Consider the following 20,791-nt stretch of genomic DNA (forward strand, 5'->3'; position numbering starts at 1 on the left):
TGGTACGGCTTCCGACCATTCCAGCGCTTCTCGGCAGGGGACGGGCATCGGCCGCTCCGCCACCCGAACGAGTGAACAACAATCCGGAGTTGGCGAACAACTTCCGGGGGGCGTCGGCGGCGGGTCGCGACCGCCCCCGGCTGGATCTTCGGGGCGGGCTTTGGCAGGATGCCCGCCCGCAGCTCGCCGGAGCTCGCGATTCCGCCTGTCGGGACGGCCATGGCCGGTTGGTACAGGCCATTTTCGGCCCTTTGCAGGTGTTGCGAAGGGACTGCGCGAGCCGGGCACACTGGACATCATGCGCAGCGAGGTCGCCACCCTTCCGGGCAGTCCCGAACGGCCCAACGAGGACTGGGCCGCCGCAGCTCTGCCCGCGTCGGGCGGCGGCGGGACGCTGGTCCTGCTGGACGGCGTCACGCCCCCGGCGGGCGGGGCGGGCTGTGTGCACACGGTGCCCTGGTTCACCGCGCGACTGGGCGGCGCTTTGACCGAACTGTCCGCTTCCCGGGCCGATCTGACGCTGTCCGAGATCCTGGCGCGGGCAATCCGGCGCACCGCGGAGCTCCACGCGGACACCTGTGACCTTTCTCACGTACGTACGCCTCAGGCGACCGTGGTCCTCGCGCGGTGGGACGCGGCCGCGGTCGAGCACCTGGTCCTCTCCGACGCGGTGCTGCTGCTCCGGGCGCCGGACGGCGCGGTCCGGGCGGTGCGGGACGACCGGCTGGACCGGATCCCCCGGGAGGCGCTGCGCACGCACGAGGCGGCGGACCGGCTGCGCAACCGCGAGGGCGGCTTCTTCACGGCGGCCGCGGACCCGTCGGTCGCGGAGCGGGCGGTGACCGGTACGACCCCGCTGGCGGAGGTGCGGGCGCTCGCGGCGCTCACGGACGGGGCGAGCCGATGGGTCGAGCGGTTCGGCGCGGGCGACTGGGCGGAGTGCGCGGGCGTCCTCGCCGAGGAGGGCCCGGCGGGGCTGCTCCGGCGGGTCCGGCTCCTGGAGGGGGCGGACCCCGGCGGGCGCCGCGGAAAGCGCCACGACGACGCGACGGCCGTGTACGTGGAGTTCTGAGGCGGGTGCGGGTCAGCCCTCGGAGCGCTGGTTGAAGTGGTGGAGCAGCCGGGCCAGTTCGGCGACCTCGGCGCGGTCCCAGTCGGCGAGCTTGCGGACGTACCGCTCGCGGCGGGCGTCCCGGACGTGCCGGAAGCGGTCGCGGCCCTCGTCGGTGAGCCGCACCAGGGAGGCGCGGCCGTCGGCGGGGTCGGGGTCGCGGGCGACCAGGCCGAGCTGTTCGAGGGCGCGCAGCTGGCGGCTCATGGTGGCCTTGCCGACGCCGAAGTAGGCGGAGAGCTCGGTGGCCCGCTGCGGCCCGGCGTCGTCGAGCCGTACGAACAGGCCGTACGCGGACGGCTCCAGCTCCGGGTGCACCTCCCGCGCCATCTCCCCCGACTGGGCCCGTGCTCGCCGCAGGAACACCGCGAGCTCCCGCTCCAGGGCGAGGAACTCCCGCTCGGCCGCCCCGCCCCCGGGCGGCCGCCCGGACGCCTCGCCGAAGCCGGACGCGTACGCCCGGCCCCGTCCGGCACGGGAAGCGGCGCGGACGCCGGGGGCCGCCCCGGCATCGGGGCCTGACCCGGTATCGGGGCCTGACTCGGTATCGGGGCCTGACCCGGTATCGGGGCTCGTTCCGGCGTCGGGACTCGTGCCGGCATCGCGGTTCGTGCCGGCATCGCGGTTCGTGCCGGCATCGAGGTCTGACCCGGCACCTGGGCCTGACGCGGCACGGGGGCTCGTCCCGGCGTCGGGGCTCGTGCCGGCATCGCGGCTCGTGCCGGCATCGCGGCTCGTGCCGGCATCGCGGCTCGTGCCGGCATCGCGGTTCGTGCCGGCATCGAGGTCTGACCCGGCACCGGGGCTCGTCGCGGCACCGGGGCCCGCCCCCGCGTCTGAGGGCGTCCCCGCATCGGGGCCCGCCCCGGCATCCAGGCCCGCCCCCGCGGCCGTGGTCCTCCCCGCATCGGGGCTCGCCTCGGGGACGGAAGCCGCCCCCGCCTCAGGAGTGGCCCCCGCACCGGAAGCCGCTCCTGCTCCCGCGGCCGCTCCCGGAGTGGCCCCCGCGCCGGAGGACTTCCCCGCGTCGGGAGCGTCGCCTCCGGGCCGGGTCGTGCCGGGGACCGGGGCCGGCGCGGTGTCGTCTTCGCCGGTCGTGCCGCCTGCGTGCACCCCGCACCTCCCGCGCGTGTTTCGTGGACTGAAAGTTTCCCGTCGCCCCGGGCATCGCCGCAGCTCCTTCAGTATTTCGCAGGAGTAGACCAACGGCGGAACCCGGGGCCTCTTCCACCGCCCTGTCTACGTGCGTAGAGTCGCCGTCGAGCACGTGACTGACATGTCCACACCACTTCCACCTCCGGGAGTCACGCCATGCGTGTGCGCAGATCCGTCCCCCTCTCCCTGCTCGCCGGCCTCGCGGCCACCGCCCTCGTCCTGCCCCTCGCCGGTCCGGCGGGCGCCGCCGACCCCGGTGCCCGCGCCGCCGTCCCCGCGCGCGGCACCGCCCACATGGGCATGGGCGTCCTCAAGCACGACGGCCGCGGCGCGGCCCCCTCCGGCGGCGTCTCCGCCCTCGCCACCTGGACGGAGGGCGTCGACGTCTCCAGCCACCAGGGCAACGTCGCCTGGTCGACCCTCTGGAACAGCGGCGTCAAGTGGGCCTACGTGAAGGCGACGGAGGGCACGTACTACAAGAACACCTACTTCACGCAGCAGTACACCGGCTCGTACAACGTCGGCATGATCCGCGGCACGTACCACTTCGCCACCCCGGACACGACCACCGGCACCGCCCAGGCCGACTACTTCGTCAACAACGGCGGCGGCTGGTCCAAGGACGGCAAGACCCTGCCCGGCGTGCTCGACATCGAGTGGAACCCGTACGGCGCCACCTGCTACGGCAAGACCCAGTCCGGGATGGTCACCTGGATCCGCGACTTCCTCAACCGGTACAAGGCCCGCACCGGCCGCGACGCCGTCATCTACACGGCGACCAGCTGGTGGAAGCAGTGCACCGGCAACTACTCCGGCTTCGCCTCGACCAACCCGCTGTGGATCGCGCGGTACGCCTCCGAGGTCGGCGAACTCCCCGCCGGCTGGCCGTACTACACGATGTGGCAGTACACCTCGTCCGGCCCGACGGTCGGCGACCACAACCACTTCAACGGCGACCTCTCCCGCGTCCAGGCGCTCGCCAACGGCTGACGCCGGCGCGGAGAACGGCGGTCCAGGGGCGCGGCGGCGCCCGGGACCGCCGTTCCCGTGCCCGGGGCTTTTTCGGTGCACCCTCTTGCCGATTGGTATGGACCAATGCGAGTCTCTACCCGGCCGCACGGGATTCAACTTCCGTGCGCCCCGCGCGCGTTGCTCGTTCCGTACTCCCCCACGCACGAGAGAGAGCCCCCCGCATGCCGTCCTCCCGCCGTACCGCCGCCGGCGTCGCCGCCCTGTCCGCCGCCGCGGCCCTCGTCGGCCTCACCCCGACGACCGCCGCCGCCCACGGAGCCGTGTTCACCCCCGTGAGCCGGATCGCCGCCTGTTTCGCCGAGGGCCCCGAGAGCCCCGACTCGCAGGTCTGCAAGGACCTCGTCGCCGACTCCGGCACCCAGCCGCTCTACGACTGGAACGAGGTCAACATCGCGAACGCGGACGGCAACCACAAGGCGGTCATCCCGGACGGCAAGCTCTGCTCGGCGAACCGCGAGAAGTACCGGGCCCTGGACTGGGCGCGCACCGACTGGGCGGCCACCCCCGTGAAGGCCGGCCCCTTCGACTTCAGGATCCGCGCCACCGCCGCCCACTCCGGCACGATGACCCTGTACATCACCAAGGCCGGCTTCGACCCGACCCAGCCGCTGAAGTGGTCGGACCTCGACGCCACCCCGGCGGCCGTGTACCCCACCACCCGCACGGCCACCGACGGCTACTACTCCTTCACCGGCAACCTGCCCGCGCGCACCGGCCGGCACGTCGTCTACATGGTGTGGCAGCGCAACGACAGCCCCGAGGCCTTCTACAGCTGCTCGGACGTCACCTTCGGCACGGCCGCCGCGGCCACGGCCGCCAGGGCCGAGGCGCCCACCGAGGCCGAGCTGGCCGCCGGTGCCGAGCTGTCCACGGTCAGCCACGCCGGACACGGCGGCGACGAGCTGCCCCCGGCGCTCTCCGCCGAGGCCTCCGCCGCACCCGCCTCCCCGCTGCCGATGGCCCTGGCCGGCGCCGGCGCGCTCGCCGTCTTCGGCGCGGGCAGCCTCCTCCTGGGCCGCCGCCGCGGCTCCTCCGGCTCCTCCGGCTCCTAGGAGCCGGAGGCCCGGCGGGAGGCGGGCGCGGCACGGGGCCGCCCCGCCCCTCCGGCGGCCCCCGGGGAAGGCCCCGGCCCCCGAGGGTTGCTCGCCCCCCTCCCGCCCCGCCCCCCGGAGCCCGCTCCGGGGGGCGTTTTCGCGCCATCTGCACCGGGACGGGTGGAAGACGGGACGTTCGTGGACAGCCTTGGTGAAAGCTCTGTTCGAACGGCCGTCCGCACCACCGTCCGCCCGTGAAGGAGAGCGCTCCATGCGGAACCAGCAGCGGTGGGTCTACCACCGCGGGGAAGGGCTGCGCACGTTCGGGGTGGAGGAGGAGCTCCTCCTGGTCGATCCCGACACCGGACTCCCCCAGCCCCTCTCCGGCACCGTCACCGAGATCGCCGCCTGGCACGCCGACGCCGGGCCCCGCCGCGGCGAGGCACCGGAACCGGCGAAGCCCGAGCTGTACGCCGAGCAGCTGGAGATCGGCACGACCCCCTGCACCACCACCGCCCAGCTCGCCGACCAGCTGCGCCGGGCCAGGCGCGCGGCCGCGGCCGCCGCCGAGGAGGCCGGGGTGGCGGTCGCGGCCCTCGCCACCGCGCCCATGGACTTCGGTCCGCTGCTCACCCCCGACGAGCGGTACCGCCGGATCCACGACCGGTACGCCCACCTCGTCGACGAGGAGTTCGCCTGCGCCTGCCACGTCCACGTCCACCTCGCCTCGGCCGAGGAGGGCGTGGGCGTCCTGGACCGGATCCGCCCCTGGCTCGCCCCGCTCCTCGCGCTCAGCGCCAACTCCCCCTACTTCCAGGGCGTCGACACCGGATACGCCAGCTGGCGCCACCAGCTGTGGCAGCGCTGGCCGATGTCCGGCCCGAGCGAGCTGTACGGGGACGTGGAGGCGTACGAGCGGACCACGCGCGAGATGCTCGCCAGCGACGTGCTGATCGACGACCACATGGTCTACTTCGACGCCCGGCTCTCCCGTCGCTACCCGACCGTGGAGATCCGGGTCGGCGACGTCTGCCTGGACCTGGAGGACACGGTCCTGCTCGCGGTGCTGAGCCGCGCGCTGGTCGAGACCGCGGCCCGGGAGTGGCGGCGGGGCCGGCTCCCCGACCCGGTCTCGACGGTCGTGCTGCGGCTCGCGGCCTGGCGGGCCAGCCGGTACGGCCTCGGCGGCGAGCTGCTCGACCCGCGCAGCTGGCGGCCGCGCCCGGCCGGCGAGGTCCTGCACGCGCTGCTCGACCACGTGCGCCCCGCCCTGGAGGACGCGGGCGACCGGGAGCGCGCCGAGGCGGGCGTGGCGCGCCTCCTCGCCCGAGGCACCGGCGCGGACCTCCAACGGGCCGCCCGCGCCGGGGACCCGACCCTGGCCTCGGTGATCGTCGAAGCCGTCCGCCGCACGACCCCGGCGTGAGCGTCCGCACGCGCCCGGGGTCGTGGACGGCCGTACGGGCCCCGGGCGGGAACGGCCTACGGCACCGGGGGCGCGACGGCCTTAGGGCCCCACGGGGAAACGGTCGTACGGCGTCGGGGTCGTAGACAGCCGTACGGCCCTCCAGGCAGGAACAGCCGTACGGCCCTTGGGTCGGAACGGTCGTACGGCCCCCGGGTCGGAACGGTCGTACGGCCCCCGGGCCGGAACGGTCGGACGGCGCTGGGTCGTGGCGACCGTACGCCCCCCACGCGGGAACGGGCCTGCACGGCGCCGGCCGTGAAGGGCCGTACCGCCCCGGCCGTGGACGCCGGAGGCCCCCGGTACGCGCGCGTACCGGGGGCCTCGGCGGGGCCGGGGTGGATCAGGCGGCCACCGGGACCGGGACCTCCGCCGGGGCCAGGGCGATCTCCAGGACCTGGCGGACGTCGGTCACCGGGTGGACCTCCAGCTTCTCCAGGACCTCGGCCGGGACGTCGTCCAGGTCGGCCTCGTTCCGCTTGGGGATGACCACGGTGGTGATGCCCGCCCGGTGCGCTGCGAGCAGCTTCTGCTTCAGGCCGCCGATCGGCAGCACCCGGCCGGTGAGGGAGACCTCGCCGGTCATGGCCACGTCGGTGCGGACGAGCCGGCCGCTGAGCAGCGACGCCAGCGCGGTCGTCATCGTGATGCCCGCGCTCGGGCCGTCCTTCGGGACCGCGCCCGCCGGGAAGTGGATGTGCACGCTCCGGTCCTTGAGGCCGGTGACGGGCAGCTCCAGCTCCGCGCCGTGCGAGCGGAGGAAGGAGAGCGCGATCTGCGCGGACTCCTTCATCACGTCGCCCAGCTGGCCGGTGAGGGTCAGCCCGGCGCCGCCGGTCTCCGGGTCGGCGAGGGACGCCTCCACGAAGAGGACGTCGCCGCCTGCGCCGGTCACCGCGAGTCCGGTGGCCACGCCGGGGACGGCGGTGCGCCGCTCGGACGGGTCCTGGGCGGACTCGGGCACGTGGTGCGGGCGCCCGATGAGGTCCCGCAGGTCCTCGGGCGTGACCGTGAACGGCAGCTCGCGGTCGCCGAGTTCGTGCTGGGCCGTCACCTTGCGGAGCAGCCGGGCGACGGCCCGCTCCAGGGTGCGGACGCCGGCCTCGCGGGTGTACTCGCCGGCCAGCTTGCGCAGCGCGGCCTCGTCGATCGTCACCTCGCCGGTCTCCAGGCCGGCCCGCTCCAGCTGCCGGGGCAGCAGGTGGTCGCGGGCGATGACGACCTTCTCGTCCTCGGTGTAGCCGTCGAGGCGGACCAGCTCCATGCGGTCGAGCAGGGCCTCGGGGATGGCTTCGAGCACGTTGGCGGTGGCGAGGAAGACCACGTCGCTGAGGTCGAGCTCGACCTCCAGGTAGTGGTCGCGGAAGGTGTGGTTCTGCGCCGGGTCGAGGACTTCGAGGAGGGCCGCGGCGGGGTCGCCGCGGAAGTCGGAGCCGACCTTGTCGATCTCGTCGAGGAGGACGACGGGGTTCATGGACCCGGCCTCCTTGATCGCGCGGACGATCCGGCCGGGCAGGGCGCCGACGTAGGTGCGCCGGTGGCCGCGGATCTCGGCCTCGTCGCGGACGCCGCCGAGGGCGACGCGCACGAACTTCCGGCCCATGGCGTGGGCGACGGACTCGCCGAGGCTGGTCTTGCCGACGCCGGGCGGCCCGACGAGGGCGAGGACGGCTCCGCCGCGGCGGCCGCCGACGACGCCGAGCCCGCGCTCGGCGCGCCGCTTGCGGACGGCCAGGTACTCGGTGATGCGTTCCTTCACGTCCTCCAGGCCGGCGTGCTCGGCGTCCAGGACGTCCTTGGCGCCCTGGATGTCGTAGCGGTCCTCGGTCCGCTCGTTCCACGGCAGTTCGAGGACGGTGTCGAGCCATGTCCGGATCCAGGAGCCCTCGGGCGACTGGTCGCTGGACCGCTCCAGCTTGTCGACCTCCTTGAGGGCGGCCTCGCGGACGGACTCGGGGAGGTCCGCGGCCTCGACGCGGGCGCGGTAGTCGTCGGACTCCTCGCCCTCCTTCTCGCCGTTGAGCTCGCGCAGCTCCTTGCGGACGGCTTCGAGCTGGCGGCGGAGCAGGAACTCGCGCTGCTGCTTGTCGACGCCCTCCTGGACGTCCTTGGCGATGGTCTCGGCGACCTCCTGCTCGGCGAGGTGCTCGCGGAGCTGGGCGGTGGCGAGCTTGAGGCGGGCGACGGGGTCGGTGGTCTCCAGGAGCGCCACCTTCTGCTCGACGGTGAGGAAGGGCGAGTACCCGGAGTTGTCGGCGAGCGCGCCGACGCCGTCGATCTGCTGCACCCGGTCCACGACCTGCCAGGCGCCGCGCTTCTTGAGCCAGGTGGTGGCGAGCGCCTTGTACTCGGTGACCAGCTCGGTCACGGCGCCGGGCAGCGGGTCGGGCACGGTCTCCTCGACGACGGTCCCCTCGACCCACAGCGCCCCGCCGGGCCCGGTCGTCCCGGCCCCGATCCGCACCCGTCCGATGCCGCGGATGAGCGCCCCCGGGTCGCCGTCGGACAGCCGGCCGACCTGCTCGACGATCCCGAGCACGCCGGTCCCGGCGTACGTCCCGTCCACGCGCGGCACCAGCAGCACCCGCGGCTTCACGCCGCTGCCCTTGGCCGCGGCCTGCGCGGCCTCGACCGCGGCCCGCACGTCGTTGTCGGAGAGGTCGAGCGGAACCACCATCCCGGGCAGCACGACCTCGTCGTCGAGCGGCAGCACGGGCAGCGTCAGCGGTGCGGACGGCTTGGACTCAGAAGCCATGATCTCCCCTTCGGCAGTCAAGTTGAGTTATGCCGACTCAATGCATGTGAGCCCGCGAATGTTCCCCGCGTCTTGTTCGCTGTGAGCGATCACCGGATCGCCGCACGTGGGAGCGCCGAATCCGCCGGTGGGACGGATGGCGCCGCGGAGGCTCCGCCCCGTGGGGCCGGTGCGTGGCGTGTTCCGGCTGCGGCGGGGGCCGGGGACGGGCATGCTCGGCGCATGGAGCATGCGGTGAGGCGGCGACGGGTGTGGGGCGCGGTGCCGGGGGTCGTGGCGGCGCTGGTGCTGGGCGTGGGCGGGTGCGCGGACGCCGACGTGCCGCCGGAGCCGGGCGGCGGGAAGAGCGGGTCGAGCACGGACCCCTCGGCCCGGACGACCGAGCCGCGCTCCGGGGCCGTCCTGGTGGAGGTCGCGGTGAGCGGCGGATTCGCCGGCGTGGACAACCGGCTCACGGTGCGGGAGGACGGGTCGTGGACCCTGCGCTCCCGGGGCGGGGAGCCACGGACGGGGCGGATGGACGCCGCAGGGCTCGCCGGGCTGCGGGCCGCACTGGAGGACCCCGCCTACGCGCGCGTGCCCGAGCGGCCGAGCGAGCGGCCGGTCTTCGACGGCTTCCAGTACACGGTGACGTACCACGACCGGACGGTCGTCGCGGGCGACGGCGAGCGCCCCGCCGCCCTCCAGCGCGTCTTCGACGCCCTCCCGGAGGGCGGCCCGCCCACGGCGCCCTGAGCCGCGCGGCGCCCGCCCGCGGCGCCCTCGTCCGCCCACCCCAGCGTCACCCCGTGACTCCACAACGTGTTTGTCCCGCGCGCCCGTGCTCCGCGAGGATGGCCGGGACGCCCCGTACCGACACGACGAGAAGCGGAGTGACCGCCCATGAACACCCCCGTCACCCTCGACCGCCGCGAGGGTCCGTACGGCGAAGTCGTCCTGCGGCGCCGCGACACCGGGGACCGCACCGACTTCGAGATCATCGCCAACGGCACGTTCCTGATGGACACCTCCGACGGGCGCTCGGAGCGGCTGCTCGTGGACGCGGCCATGGCGGCGCTGCCCGAGCACGCGCGCGTGGGCGCGTCCGTCCTGATCGGCGGGCTCGGCGTCGGCTTCTCGCTGGCGCACGCCGCCGCCGACCCGCGCTGGGGCCGGATCGCGGTGGTGGAGCGGGAGGACGCGATCATCGACTGGCACCGCGGCGGCCCGCTCGCCTCGCTGTCCGGCCGCGCGCTCGCCGACGAGCGGACCGTGATCCTGCACACGGACCTCGTGACGTACCTGGAGACCACCGCCGACACCTACGACGCGCTCTGCCTGGACATCGACAACGGCCCGGACTGGACCGTCACCCAGGACAACGAATCCCTTTACGGCTCATGGGGTTTGGCGTTCTGCGCCGCCCGTCTGAACCCCGGCGGCGTGCTCGCCGTGTGGTCGGCGCGGCCGTCCGCCGATTTCGAGGAGTCCTTGCGGAATGCCGGATTCAGCGGGGTACGGACCGAAGAGGTCGCGGTTGCCCGGGGCGTCCCCGACGTGGTCCACCTCGGCATCAGGCCTGCGTAGCCGGGACGCCGCGGCTACCTCTAGGCTGCTGCACCGACATCGGCGACGCGAGGCGGGGCAATGGAGCAGACACACACCGGTCATCAGGGTGCGGCCACTCCGGGGGCCCAGCGGCGCGTCCTGGTCGTCGAGGACGACGCGACGATCGTGGAGGCGGTCTCCGCCCGGCTGCGCGCCGAGGGCTTCCTGGTGCAGACGGCCACCGACGGCCCCGCGGCCGTGGAGGCCGCCGAGGCCTGGCAGCCGGACCTGATGGTCCTCGACGTGATGCTGCCCGGCTTCGACGGCCTGGAGGTCTGCCGGCGCGTGCAGGCCCGGCGCCCGGTGCCGGTGCTGATGCTCACCGCCCGGGACGACGAGACCGACATGCTGGTCGGGCTCGGCGTCGGCGCCGACGACTACATGACGAAGCCTTTCTCCATGCGCGAGCTGGCCGCCCGGGTCCACGTGCTGCTGCGCCGGGTGGAGCGGGCGGCGCTCGCCGCCGTGACCCCCCGCAGCGGGACCCTGCGCCTGGGCGACCTGGAGATCGACCACGCGCAGCGCCGGGTGCGGGTGCGGACCGAGGACGTGCACCTCACCCCGACCGAGTTCGACCTGCTGGTCTGTCTCGCCGGCACCCCCCGCGCGGTGCTCTCCCGGGAGCAGCTGCTCGCCGAGGTGTGGGACTGGGCGGACGCCTCCGGCACCCGGACCGTGGACAGCCACATCAAGGCCCTGCGCCGGAAGATCGGCGCCGAGCGGATCCGCACGGTGCACGGTGTCGGATACGCGCTGGAGACCCCGGCGTCGTGAACCGGCCGGCGCGGCGCCCGGGGGGGTCCAGGCGCCGGATCGCGATCTCGATCAAGACGAAGCTGGGGGCGCTGGTCGTCGGGGCGGTGCTGCTGACCTCGGGACTGGCCCTGGTGGCGATCCGCACGTCCACCGAGTTCCGGTACATCACGATCTTCGCGATGATCGCGACGCTGCTCATCACCCAGTTCGTGGCGCAGTCGCTGACGGCGCCGCTGGACGAGATGAACACGGTGGCGGGGTCGATCTCGCGGGGCGACTTCTCGCGGCGGGTGCGGGGCGCCGACCGGCGCGACGAGCTGGGCGACCTGGCCTCGACGATCAACCGCATGGCGGACGACCTGGAGGCGGTGGACCGGCACCGCAAGGAGCTGGTCGCCAATGTCTCGCACGAGCTGCGCACGCCGATCGCGGCACTGCGGGCCGTCCTCGAGAACGTGGTCGACGGGGTCTCGGAGGCCGATCCGGAGACGATGCGCTCGGCGCTGAAGCAGACGGAGCGGCTGGGCCGGCTCGTGGAGACGCTGCTCGACCTGTCGCGGCTCGACAACGGTGTCGTCCAGCTGCGGGCGCGCCGTTTCGAGGTGTGGCCCTATCTGTCCGGGGTCCTGCGGGAGGCGAACCTGGCCGCCGCTCAGCGCGGGCTGCCGTCGACGTCCGGTCTGCACCGGCGCACGGACGTGCACCTGCACCTGGACGTGTCGCCGTCCGACCTGACGGCGTGCGCGGACGTGGAGCGGCTGCACCAGGTGATGGCGAACCTGATCGACAACGCGGTGAAGCACTCGCCGCCGCACGGTCGCGTGACGGTGCGGGCCCGGCGCGGCCCGTACCCGGAGTCGCTGGAGCTGCTGGTGGAGGACGAGGGTCCCGGCATCCCGGAGTCGGAGCGGCACAAGGTCTTCGAGCGGTTCAACCGGGGCACGGCGCCGGACCGGCAGGGGCCGGGGAGCGACGGCGGCACGGGGCTCGGCCTGGCGATCGCGCGCTGGGCGGTGGATCTCCACGGTGGCGGGATCGGCGTGGCCGAATCCTCACGTGGATGCCGGATCCGGGTCACTCTTCCAGGCAGCCTTCCCCTTCTCGATTGACGTAGGGTTCGAACCGGAAGCGAACGTTCTGCGTGTTCACGGGCAGACGTGGTCAGGGAGCGGCCGAAGGAGGCCGCAGCCCGGGCTTTTCCGTACCCTCACAGAAGCGGAACCACGGTTGTTTCCCGCCATTCATGGCATCGAAACACGCCGTCAAGTGTGACTTGCACGACGTTGGAGTGCCCGGCCTGCACGTCCCGGCCGGACAGGCGTAGCCTTTATTTCCGCTGTCCATCACCTTGCGAAGCGGAAGAGGGCGGTTGCCGCCGTGTCGTCTCAGTCCCCCAGTACCCCGAGCTCCCCGGCCGACCAAGACGGGCGTGGCGTGAGCCCCGCAGCCGCCTTCGGCGCCAATGAGTGGCTCGTCGACGAGATCTACCAGCAGTACCTCCAGGACCCGAATTCGGTCGATCGTGCCTGGTGGGACTTCTTCGCCGACTACAAGCCGGGTGCGGCGGAGACCCCGTCCGCCCCGGCCGCCACCACCACGGCCGCGCCCTCGGCGCCGCAGGCGGGCCCCGCACAGGCCGCACCTGCCGCTCAGGCCGCCGCCGTGCCCGCCCCGGCCGCTCCGGCCGCTCCGGCTCCGGCCGCCGCCCCGGCTCCCGCCGCCGCTGCCCCGGCGAAGCCCGCCGCGGCCGCTCCGGCAGCCGCGAAGCCGGCCCCGGCCGCCGCGCCCGCCCCGGCCGCCGAGGCGCCCGCCGGCCCCGAGCTGATCACGCTCCGCGGCCCGGCCGCCGCCGTCGCGAAGAACATGAACGCCTCGCTGGAGATGCCGACGGCCACGTCCGTCCGCGCCGTCCCGGTGAAGCTGCTCTTCGACAACCGGATCGTCATCAACAACCACCTGAAGCGCGCCCGGGGCGGGAAGATCTCCTTCACCCACCTCATCGGCTACGCCATGGTGCAGGCCATCAAGGCCATGCCGTCGATGAACTACTCCTTCGCGGAGAAGGACGGCAAGCCGACCCTGGTCAAGCCGGAGCACGTGAACTTCGGTCTCGCCATCGACCTGGTGAAGCCGAACGGCGACCGCCAGCTCGTCGTCGCCGGCATCAAGAAGGCGGAGACGCTCAACTTCTTCGAGTTCTGGCAGGCGTACGAGGACATCGTGAAGCGCGCCCGCGTGGGCAAGCTGACGATGGAGGACTTCACCGGCGTCACGGTCTCGCTGACCAACCCCGGCGGCCTCGGCACCGTCCACTCCGTCCCCCGCCTGATGCCCGGACAGTCGGTCATCATGGGCGTCGGCTCGATGGACTACCCGGCGGAGTTCCAGGGCACCTCCCAGGACACCCTGAACAAGCTCGGCATCTCCAAGGTCATGACCCTGACGTCGACCTACGACCACCGGGTCATCCAGGGCGCCGCGTCCGGCGAGTTCCTGCGCATCGTCGCCAACTTCCTCCTCGGCGAGCAGGGCTTCTACGACGACATCTTCAAGTCGCTGCGGATCCCCTACGAGCCGGTCCGCTGGCTCAAGGACATCGACGCCTCGCACGACGACGACGTCACCAAGGCCGCCCGCGTCTTCGAGCTCATCCACTCCTACCGGGTCCGCGGCCACGTCATGGCCGACACCGACCCGCTGGAGTACAAGCAGCGCAAGCACCCCGACCTGGACATCACCGAGCACGGCCTCACCCTGTGGGACCTGGAGCGGGAGTTCGCGGTCGGCGGCTTCGCCGGCAAGTCGATGATGAAGCTCCGCGACATCCTCGGCGTGCTGCGCGACTCGTACTGCCGCACCACCGGCATCGAGTTCATGCACATCCAGGACCCGAAGCAGCGCAAGTGGATTCAGGACCGCGTCGAGCGTCCCCACGCGCGCGTGGAGCGCGAGGAGCAGCTCCGCATCCTCCGCCGCCTGAACGCCGCCGAGGCCTTCGAGACCTTCCTGCAGACGAAGTACGTCGGCCAGAAGCGCTTCTCCCTGGAGGGCGGCGAGTCCGTCATCCCGCTGCTCGACGCGGTCATCGACTCCGCCGCCGAGTCCCGCCTGGACGAGGTCGTCATCGGCATGGCCCACCGCGGCCGCCTCAACGTCCTCGCGAACATCGTCGGCAAGTCGTACGCGCAGATCTTCCGCGAGTTCGAGGGCAACCTCGACCCGAAGTCGATGCACGGCTCCGGCGACGTCAAGTACCACCTGGGCGCCGAGGGCACCTTCACCGGTCTCGACGGCGAGGAGATCAAGGTCTCCCTGGTCGCCAACCCCTCCCACCTGGAGGCGGTCGACCCGGTCCTGGAGGGTGTCGTCCGCGCCAAGCAGGACGTCATCAACAAGGGCGGCACGGACTTCACCGTCCTGCCCGTCGCCCTCCACGGCGACGCGGCCTTCGCGGGCCAGGGCGTGGTGGCCGAGACCCTGAACATGTCGCAGCTGCGCGGCTACCGCACCGGCGGCACGGTCCACATCGTCATCAACAACCAGGTCGGCTTCACGGCGGCTCCCGAGTCGTCCCGCTCCTCCATGTACGCCACCGACGTGGCCCGCATGATCGAGGCGCCGATCTTCCACGTGAACGGCGACGACCCGGAGGCCGTGGTCCGCGTCGCGCGGCTCGCCTTCGAGTTCCGCCAGACGTTCAACAAGGACGTCGTGATCGACCTCATCTGCTACCGCCGCCGCGGTCACAACGAGGGCGACAACCCGCAGTTCACCAACCCGCAGATGTACAACCTGATCGACAAGAAGCGCTCGGTGCGCAAGCTGTACACCGAGTCGCTCATCGGTCGCGGCGACATCACCCTGGAGGAGGCGGAGCAGGCGCTCCAGGACTTCCAGGGCCAGCTGGAGAAGGTCTTCGCGGAGGTCCGCGAGGCCACCGCCGCCCCGGCGCCGGCCCACGTGCCGGACGCGCAGGCCGAGTTCCCGGTCGCCGTCACCACCGCGGTCTCCCAGGAGGTCGTGAAGCGGATCGCCGAGTCGCAGGTCAACATCCCGGAGCGGATCACGGTCCACCCCCGTCTGATGCCGCAGATGCAGCGTCGCGCGGCCTCGATCGACGACGGCACCATCGACTGGGGCTTCGGCGAGACCCTCGCCATCGGCTCCCTGCTGATGGAGGGCACCCCGGTCCGCCTGTCGGGCCAGGACTCCCGCCGCGGCACCTTCGGCCAGCGCCACGCGGTCCTGGTCGACCAGGAGACCGGCGAGGACTACACCCCGCTGCTCTACCTGGCCGAGGACCAGGCCCACTTCAACGTCTACGACTCGCTGCTCAGCGAGTACGCGGCGATGGGCTTCGAGTACGGCTACTCGCTGGCCCGCCCGAGCTCGCTGGTGGTCTGGGAGGCGCAGTTCGGCGACTTCGTCAACGGCGCGCAGACCGTCGTCGACGAGTTCATCTCCTCGGCCGAGCAGAAGTGGGGCCAGACCTCCGGCGTCACCCTGCTCCTCCCGCACGGCTACGAGGGCCAGGGCCCGGACCACTCGTCCGCCCGCCCGGAGCGCTTCCTCCAGATGTGCGCCCAGGACAACATGACGGTCGCCATGCCGACGCTGCCGTCGAACTACTTCCACCTCCTGCGCTGGCAGGTGCACAACCCGCACCACAAGCCGCTCATCGTCTTCACCCCGAAGTCGATGCTGCGTCTGAAGGCCGCGGCGTCCAAGGTGGAGGAGTTCACCTCCGGCGGCTTCCGCCCCGTCATCGGCGACGCGACGGCCAACCCGGCCGACGTCCGCAAGGTCGTCTTCTGCGCCGGCAAGGTCTACTACGACCTGGAGGCCGAGCGTCAGAAGCGCGGCGACACGGAGACCGCGATCATCCGTCTGGAGCGCCTGTACCCGCTGCCGGGTGCCGAGCTCCAGGCCGAGATCGCCAAGTACCCGAACGCGGCGAAGTACATCTGGGCGCAGGAGGAGCCGGCGAACCAGGGTGCGTGGCCGTTCATCGCGCTCAACCTGATCGACCACCTCGACCTGGCGGTCGGCGCGGACATCCCGGCGGGCGAGCGCCTGCGCCGGATCTCCCGCCCGCACTCCTCGTCCCCGGCGGTCGGCTCTGCCAAGCGTCACCAGGCCGAGCAGCAGCAGCTGGTCAACGAGGTCTTCGACGCCTGACGTCGGCGCCTCGCGCGGAGGCCCGGCACCCCTCGATCCCGAGGGGTGCCGGGCCTCCGGCGTGTCCGGGCGGGCCTATCCTGGATCGCATGTACTTCACCGACCGTGGCATCGAGGAACTGGAGAAGCGGCGCGGCGAGGAGGAGGTCACCTTCGAGTGGCTCGCCGAGCAGCTGCGGACCTTCGTCGATCTCAACCCCGACTTCGAGGTGCCGGTCGAGCGCCTCGCGACCTGGCTGGCCCGTCTGGACGACGAGGACGACGACGAGTAGGCCCGACCCCTGGCGGTGCCCCCTTCCGTGCGGACACGGAGGGGGGCACCGTCACGTCGGGGGCCGTCACGTCGGGGGCCGTCAGCGCTCGCGCAGCCGGTCGTAGGCGAGGCCGAGGGCGCCGTGGGCGACGAGGAGGGCTCCCGCCGTGGCCCAGCCGCCGCTGCGCCGGCCGAGGCCCCACAGGAGCAGCGGCACGCCCGCGGCGAGCTGGACGCCGCCGAGGAAGCGCGCTCTGGGCCCGCGCACGTACGGGCCGAGCGGGCCCTCCTCCACCACGTCGAGCTCGTCGAGGACGGCCTCGCGCCAGCCGGGCCACTCCAGCTGCTCGGCGCCGGCGGCGAGGGCGGCCGCGCGGAGCCGGTCGGGGGCCTCGCCGGGATCGAGGCCGATGGGCAGGGCCAGGCCGGTGCGGGCGAGGACCGCGACGAGGCCGAGGAGGCGGGTACGGGAGTCGGCCTCGGGGTCGGGGAGGGTGAGCGGCTCCAGCGCCTGGACGTCGAGGACGGGATCGAGGGCGAGGCGGTCGGCGAGGGTCCGCATGGCCTCGTCCTCGCCCGCCGGGGTGCCGGCGGCGAGCCACGTGTAGCCGACGGTGCGGCGGAAGCCGGCGGCCAGGGTGGTCCCGGCGCGGTCCGCGTCCCACCAGAGGGCGAGGACGGGCCAGCCGGCGGCGGAGACGGCGAGGGCCGTGGCCCAGCCGGTGACGACCCGCTCGACCGGCTCCCCGCCGTCCTGCCAGGGCTTTCCCTCCGGTACGAGGACGCTCCAGCCGTCTCCGGCGGGGGCGAGGAGCAGCGGCTCGCGCAGGAGCTGGGCGGGCGGCCGGACCGTGGGGGGATCGGCTCGGCACAGCAGCAGCGCCCCGGCGGGGCTGGGTCCGGAAGTCGCGTTCATGGCCTCCAACCTAGGCCAGTTTGTCCGTGTACGGAGGTGTTCGGCTCGACCCTGTCAGGGTTGATTCAGGGTTGACTCGGCCTCACTGCGATATATCGTGAATCTCGGAAGTCGCGATATGTCGAGTCGCGATGTGTCGAGGATGCGGGAGGACAGCACCATGACCGAGTGGTCCGTCACCGAACCGGTGAAACTCGCGCCCGCCGACCCCGTGACACGGCTGCGCGTCCGTGTCGTGGGCGGCGCGGTGAACGTGGTGGGCACGGAGGAGAGCACGGCCCGGCTGGAGATCTCCGAGATCGAGGGCCCGCCCCTGATCGTCACCCAGGAGGGCTCCACCCTGACCGTGACCTACGAGGACCTCCACTGGAAGGGCGTCCTCAAGTGGCTCGACAGCAAGGCCCACCGGCGGCGCGCGGTGGTCTCGGTCGCCGTCCCGGCCGGTGCCGAGGTCGAGGTGGGCGCGGTGTCGGCGGACACGGTGATCTCGGGCCTGCGGGGCCGCACCGAGGTCCGCGGAGTGACCGGGGGGACGACGCTGGTCGGGCTCTCCGGCCCGGTCCGCGCCGAGACCGTCTCGGGCGCCCTGGAGGCCCAGTCGGTGACCGGTGCCCTGAGGGTCGCCTCGGTGACCGGTGACGTCACGGTGATCGAGGGCTCCGGCTCGGCGGTGCGGGCGGAGACCGTCAGCGGTGATCTGGTCCTGGATCTGGACCCGGCTCCGGCCGGGGCCCCGCCGGCCGACATCCGGCTCACCAGCGTCTCCGGCGAGGTCGCCGTGCGGCTGCCGCACCCGGCGGACGCCCGGATCGAGGCGAGCACCACGAGCGGCGCGGTGTCGAACGCCTTCGAGGACCTGCGGGTGGGCGGCGAGTGGGGCACCAAGTCCATCACCGGCACGCTCGGCGCGGGCAGCGGCACGCTCAAGGCGACCACGGTCTCCGGCTCGATCGCCCTGCTGCGTCGCCCGGACCCCGCCGAGGCCCCGGAGCCCGCACCCGCCGCGCCCGAAACGCCCTCCACGCCCTCCGCCCCCGCGTCCGGAAAGGTGCTCTGACATGCCCCCCGTCTTCGCCCACGGCCGACTCCGCCTCTACCTCCTCAAGCTCCTCGACGAGGCCCCCCGGCACGGCTACGAGGTCATCAGGCTCCTGGAGGAACGCTTCCAGGGGCTCTACGCCCCCTCGGCAGGCACGGTCTACCCCCGGCTGGCCAAGCTGGAGGCCGAGGGCCTCGTCACCCACACCAGCGAGGGCGGCCGGAAGGTCTACTCGCTGACCGACGCGGGCCGGGCCGAGCTGGCCGGCCGGGAGGCCGAGCTCGATGCCCTGGAGCGGGAGATCCGGGACTCCGTCGCGGCGCTCGCCTCCGAGATCCGGGAGGACGTGCGCGGCGCGGCCGGCCGCGTGCGCAGCGAGATGCGCGCGGCCGCCGGCCGGGCCCGGACGGCGGAGGAGGGCTCCTTCGCCGATGTGAAGGAGGAGCTCCGCAAGGCCAGGCGGGAGTGGAAGGAGCAGGCCCGGCAGGCGAAGGAGTTCCAGCGGATCGCCCAGCAGGTCCAGGACGAGGTCCAGAACCGCTTCGCGAGGGGCGAGTGGCCGCAGGCCGTCCGGGAGGGGCTCTCGGGGATCACCGCCCAGCTGAGCGACCTGGTCTCGGGCCAGACCAAGGGCCGCGCGGGCGCGGGGAGCGCCCCTTCGGCGGGTGCCCCTCCGGCGGGCGGTGCCCCGGTGGACGTGTCGATGCCGGGCGCGGACGGCGAGGCCCTGGTCCCGGAGTGGGCCCGGGAGGACGCCGGCTCCGGTGACCCGGCCCGTGACCTGGACCGGCTGCTCGACCGCTTCCGGGACGAGGTGCGGGACGCGGCCCGGGACCACGGCGTCACGGACGCCCAGCTCACCGAGGCCCGCGCCCACCTGGCCACGGCGGCGACCCGGATCACCGGGATACTGCGCCCGCGCGCGAAGTCCTGAGGGGGCCCGGCCACGGGGCCCGGTTACGGGACCCGGATACGGGACCCGGATACGGGACCCGGATACGGGACCCGGATACGGGACCCGGATACGGGACCCGGCCATCCCCGGCCGGGATGGCAGGGATGGCGCTCAGGCCCGCGCCGGGGGCCGGCGCCGGGTCAGCGGGCCCCCGGGCCGGTGCGGGTCACGGTGACGGTGACGCGGGCGTCGGGGGCGGCGAGGACGCGGACCCGTTCGTACCCGCGGCCGTGCCCTGCGCCGCCGCCCTGGTCGCGGAGGACGAGGGCCCCGCGGGCGGTGATCTTCCAGGCGCCGGGCGGCAGGGCCAGTTCGGTGACGCGGGAGCCGCGGCGGCCGGCGGCGTCGTACTCCAGGCGGTAGACACCGGCCGCCGGGTCGTAGGCGGAGGTGCGGACGCGGCCGGCGACGGCCTCCGCGTAGGGCTCGGCGGTCAGCTCCTTGTTGGTACGGAAGGCACCGGCGGAGTCGACGGCGCAGTAGCCGCCGCCGTAGCACCAGACGTAGCCGGCCCAGCCTGAGGTGTAGCGGCCGAGGGAGGCCATGGCGTCGCGGTAGAAGCGGTTCATGTTCGGCAGGGAGTTGTTGAGCGGACCCCACTCCCCCACCACCACGGGGACCTTGTGCTCCTTGGGATAGCGGGTCACGGCCTGCTCGTAGCTCTCGATCCAGCCGGCGGCGGGGTCGTAGTCGGCGCCGGCTTCCATGCCCGTGTTGTAGAAGTGCGGGGCGTAGACGATCTTCGGGTCGTCGATCCGGCCGAGTCCGGTGGGGACCCCTTCGCCGACGATCGGGGTGGGTTCGACGAAGATCCAGGCGTCCCGGTCGGCCGTGCGGATGGCGTCGGCGATCCGGTCGTACAGGGGGGTGAGCTGCTCGCGCTCGATGCGGCGGGCGGCGGTGGGCAGGTCCTCGCCCTCGCGGATCTCGCCCATCGGCTCGTTGATGGGGTCGTAGCCGAGGACGGCCGGGTGGTCGTGGAAGCGCGCGGCGAGCACCTGCCACATCCGGGCCTGGGCGCGGCGGAGGTCCTCGTCCTCGTAGAGGTGGGTGAAGGCGCGCTGGACGGCGGGCTCGAAGTACTCGGAGAACCAGTCGTCGGGGCGGGGGGTGAAGGGCAGTCCGTCGGTGCGGGTGGCCCAGGCGGGGATGCCGCGGTGTCCGAAGGCGGGGCCGAAGACGTCCTGGTGAGCGTCGATCAGGACCTTGACGTCGTACTTCTCGGCCCAGTCCAGGATCCGTTCGATCTTCCGCAGATAGGCCTGGCTGTAGCGGCCCGGCTGCGGCTCCAGGTCGTCCCAGAAGACGAGGAGGCGGGCGAAGTTGAAGCCCTTGGCGCGCATGTCGCGGAAGTGCCGCTCGGTCACGGCGGAGAGGGCGGCGTCACCGCGGTTGGCCTTGTCCTCCACGTTCCAGCCGCGCAGGGTGAGGACACGGCCGCGGGAGTCGGTGAGGGCGGGGATGTCGGTGAGGGCGGAGCTCCGGTCGCCCCCGGGGATCCGGTCGCCCCCGGGGCCTCCGGTGGTTCCTGTCCCCGCGTACGCGGAGGTCGGGG

General features: G+C 73.4%; 16 protein-coding genes. 12 read left to right on the forward strand and 4 right to left on the reverse strand.

From position 1 onward, the window contains the following. Positions 1 to 298: 298 nt before the first annotated feature. The gene (locus tag ACFZCF_RS07230) at positions 299 to 1,072 is read left to right on the forward strand and encodes a hypothetical protein (protein WP_388436400.1); all 774 of its coding nucleotides are present in this window, start codon (positions 299 to 301) and stop codon (positions 1,070 to 1,072) included. 12 nt (positions 1,073 to 1,084) lie between these two features. Here ACFZCF_RS07230 and ACFZCF_RS07235 read toward each other — a convergent pair whose 3' ends face one another. Next, entirely contained in the window at positions 1,085 to 1,495 is a 411-nt protein-coding gene (locus ACFZCF_RS07235; RefSeq protein WP_388438842.1) for a MarR family winged helix-turn-helix transcriptional regulator, read from the reverse strand. Between the two features lie 927 nt (positions 1,496 to 2,422). On the opposite strand from ACFZCF_RS07235, the gene ACFZCF_RS07240 reads away from it, so the two are divergent. The 3 genes from ACFZCF_RS07240 to ACFZCF_RS07250 all read left to right on the forward strand — a co-directional run bounded on the left by ACFZCF_RS07240 (position 2,423) and on the right by ACFZCF_RS07250 (position 5,758). Further along, on the forward strand, positions 2,423 to 3,256 hold the full coding sequence (locus tag ACFZCF_RS07240; protein WP_391285215.1) for a GH25 family lysozyme: 834 nt from the start codon (positions 2,423 to 2,425) through the stop codon (positions 3,254 to 3,256). A gap of 203 nt (positions 3,257 to 3,459) precedes the next feature. Next, on the forward strand, positions 3,460 to 4,350 hold the full coding sequence (locus ACFZCF_RS07245; RefSeq protein ID WP_391285217.1) for a lytic polysaccharide monooxygenase: 891 nt from the start codon (positions 3,460 to 3,462) through the stop codon (positions 4,348 to 4,350). Positions 4,351 to 4,603: 253 nt separating this feature from the next. Further along, complete coding sequence (locus ACFZCF_RS07250) at positions 4,604 to 5,758, forward strand: glutamate--cysteine ligase (RefSeq protein WP_391285219.1); 1,155 nt, start codon at positions 4,604 to 4,606, stop codon at positions 5,756 to 5,758. 382 nt (positions 5,759 to 6,140) lie between these two features. Here ACFZCF_RS07250 and lon read toward each other — a convergent pair whose 3' ends face one another. After that, on the reverse strand, positions 6,141 to 8,552 hold the full coding sequence (gene lon / locus ACFZCF_RS07255) for an endopeptidase La (protein ID WP_391285221.1): 2,412 nt from the start codon (positions 8,550 to 8,552) through the stop codon (positions 6,141 to 6,143). A 222-nt stretch (positions 8,553 to 8,774) separates the two neighbouring features. Between lon and ACFZCF_RS07260 the strand changes: the two genes are divergently transcribed. The 6 genes from ACFZCF_RS07260 to ACFZCF_RS07285 all read left to right on the forward strand — a co-directional run bounded on the left by ACFZCF_RS07260 (position 8,775) and on the right by ACFZCF_RS07285 (position 16,345). Further along, positions 8,775 to 9,287: a hypothetical protein gene (locus ACFZCF_RS07260; protein ID WP_388436419.1), complete on the forward strand. Its 513-nt coding sequence runs from the start codon at positions 8,775 to 8,777 to the stop codon at positions 9,285 to 9,287. Positions 9,288 to 9,434: 147 nt separating this feature from the next. Continuing rightward, positions 9,435 to 10,118 (forward strand): spermidine synthase, encoded by a 684-nt coding sequence (locus ACFZCF_RS07265; protein WP_391285224.1) that lies wholly within the window; start codon positions 9,435 to 9,437, stop codon positions 10,116 to 10,118. 60 nt (positions 10,119 to 10,178) lie between these two features. Then, positions 10,179 to 10,913 (forward strand): response regulator transcription factor, encoded by a 735-nt coding sequence (locus ACFZCF_RS07270; protein ID WP_388436424.1) that lies wholly within the window; start codon positions 10,179 to 10,181, stop codon positions 10,911 to 10,913. Then, the gene (locus ACFZCF_RS07275; RefSeq protein ID WP_388436427.1) at positions 10,910 to 12,004 is read left to right on the forward strand and encodes an ATP-binding protein; all 1,095 of its coding nucleotides are present in this window, start codon (positions 10,910 to 10,912) and stop codon (positions 12,002 to 12,004) included. Before ACFZCF_RS07270 ends, ACFZCF_RS07275 begins: the two co-directional genes overlap by 4 nt. A gap of 268 nt (positions 12,005 to 12,272) precedes the next feature. Further along, positions 12,273 to 16,073, forward strand: a complete 3,801-nt coding sequence (locus tag ACFZCF_RS07280) for a multifunctional oxoglutarate decarboxylase/oxoglutarate dehydrogenase thiamine pyrophosphate-binding subunit/dihydrolipoyllysine-residue succinyltransferase subunit (protein ID WP_391285228.1) — start codon at positions 12,273 to 12,275, stop codon at positions 16,071 to 16,073. 89 nt (positions 16,074 to 16,162) lie between these two features. Beyond that, positions 16,163 to 16,345, forward strand: a complete 183-nt coding sequence (locus ACFZCF_RS07285) for a DUF6104 family protein (RefSeq protein ID WP_019075209.1) — start codon at positions 16,163 to 16,165, stop codon at positions 16,343 to 16,345. Positions 16,346 to 16,426: 81 nt separating this feature from the next. Here the strand turns inward: ACFZCF_RS07285 and ACFZCF_RS07290 are convergent, their stop codons facing one another. After that, complete coding sequence (locus tag ACFZCF_RS07290) at positions 16,427 to 17,242, reverse strand: hypothetical protein (protein ID WP_391285230.1); 816 nt, start codon at positions 17,240 to 17,242, stop codon at positions 16,427 to 16,429. Positions 17,243 to 17,402: 160 nt separating this feature from the next. On the opposite strand from ACFZCF_RS07290, the gene ACFZCF_RS07295 reads away from it, so the two are divergent. Continuing rightward, complete coding sequence (locus ACFZCF_RS07295; RefSeq protein ID WP_388436434.1) at positions 17,403 to 18,299, forward strand: DUF4097 domain-containing protein; 897 nt, start codon at positions 17,403 to 17,405, stop codon at positions 18,297 to 18,299. A 1-nt stretch (position 18,300) separates the two neighbouring features. Beyond that, a complete protein-coding gene (locus tag ACFZCF_RS07300; RefSeq protein ID WP_391285232.1) occupies positions 18,301 to 19,215 on the forward strand; it encodes a helix-turn-helix transcriptional regulator in 915 nt (304 codons plus the stop codon). Positions 19,216 to 19,376: 161 nt separating this feature from the next. Here the strand turns inward: ACFZCF_RS07300 and ACFZCF_RS07305 are convergent, their stop codons facing one another. After that, on the reverse strand, positions 19,377 to 20,735 hold the full coding sequence (locus ACFZCF_RS07305) for a cellulase family glycosylhydrolase (protein WP_391285978.1): 1,359 nt from the start codon (positions 20,733 to 20,735) through the stop codon (positions 19,377 to 19,379). Between the last annotated feature and the right edge of the window lie 56 nt (positions 20,736 to 20,791).

Source organism: Streptomyces sp. NPDC007945 (genome assembly GCF_042958885.1).
Taxonomy (GTDB): Bacteria; Actinomycetota; Actinomycetes; order Streptomycetales; family Streptomycetaceae; genus Streptomyces.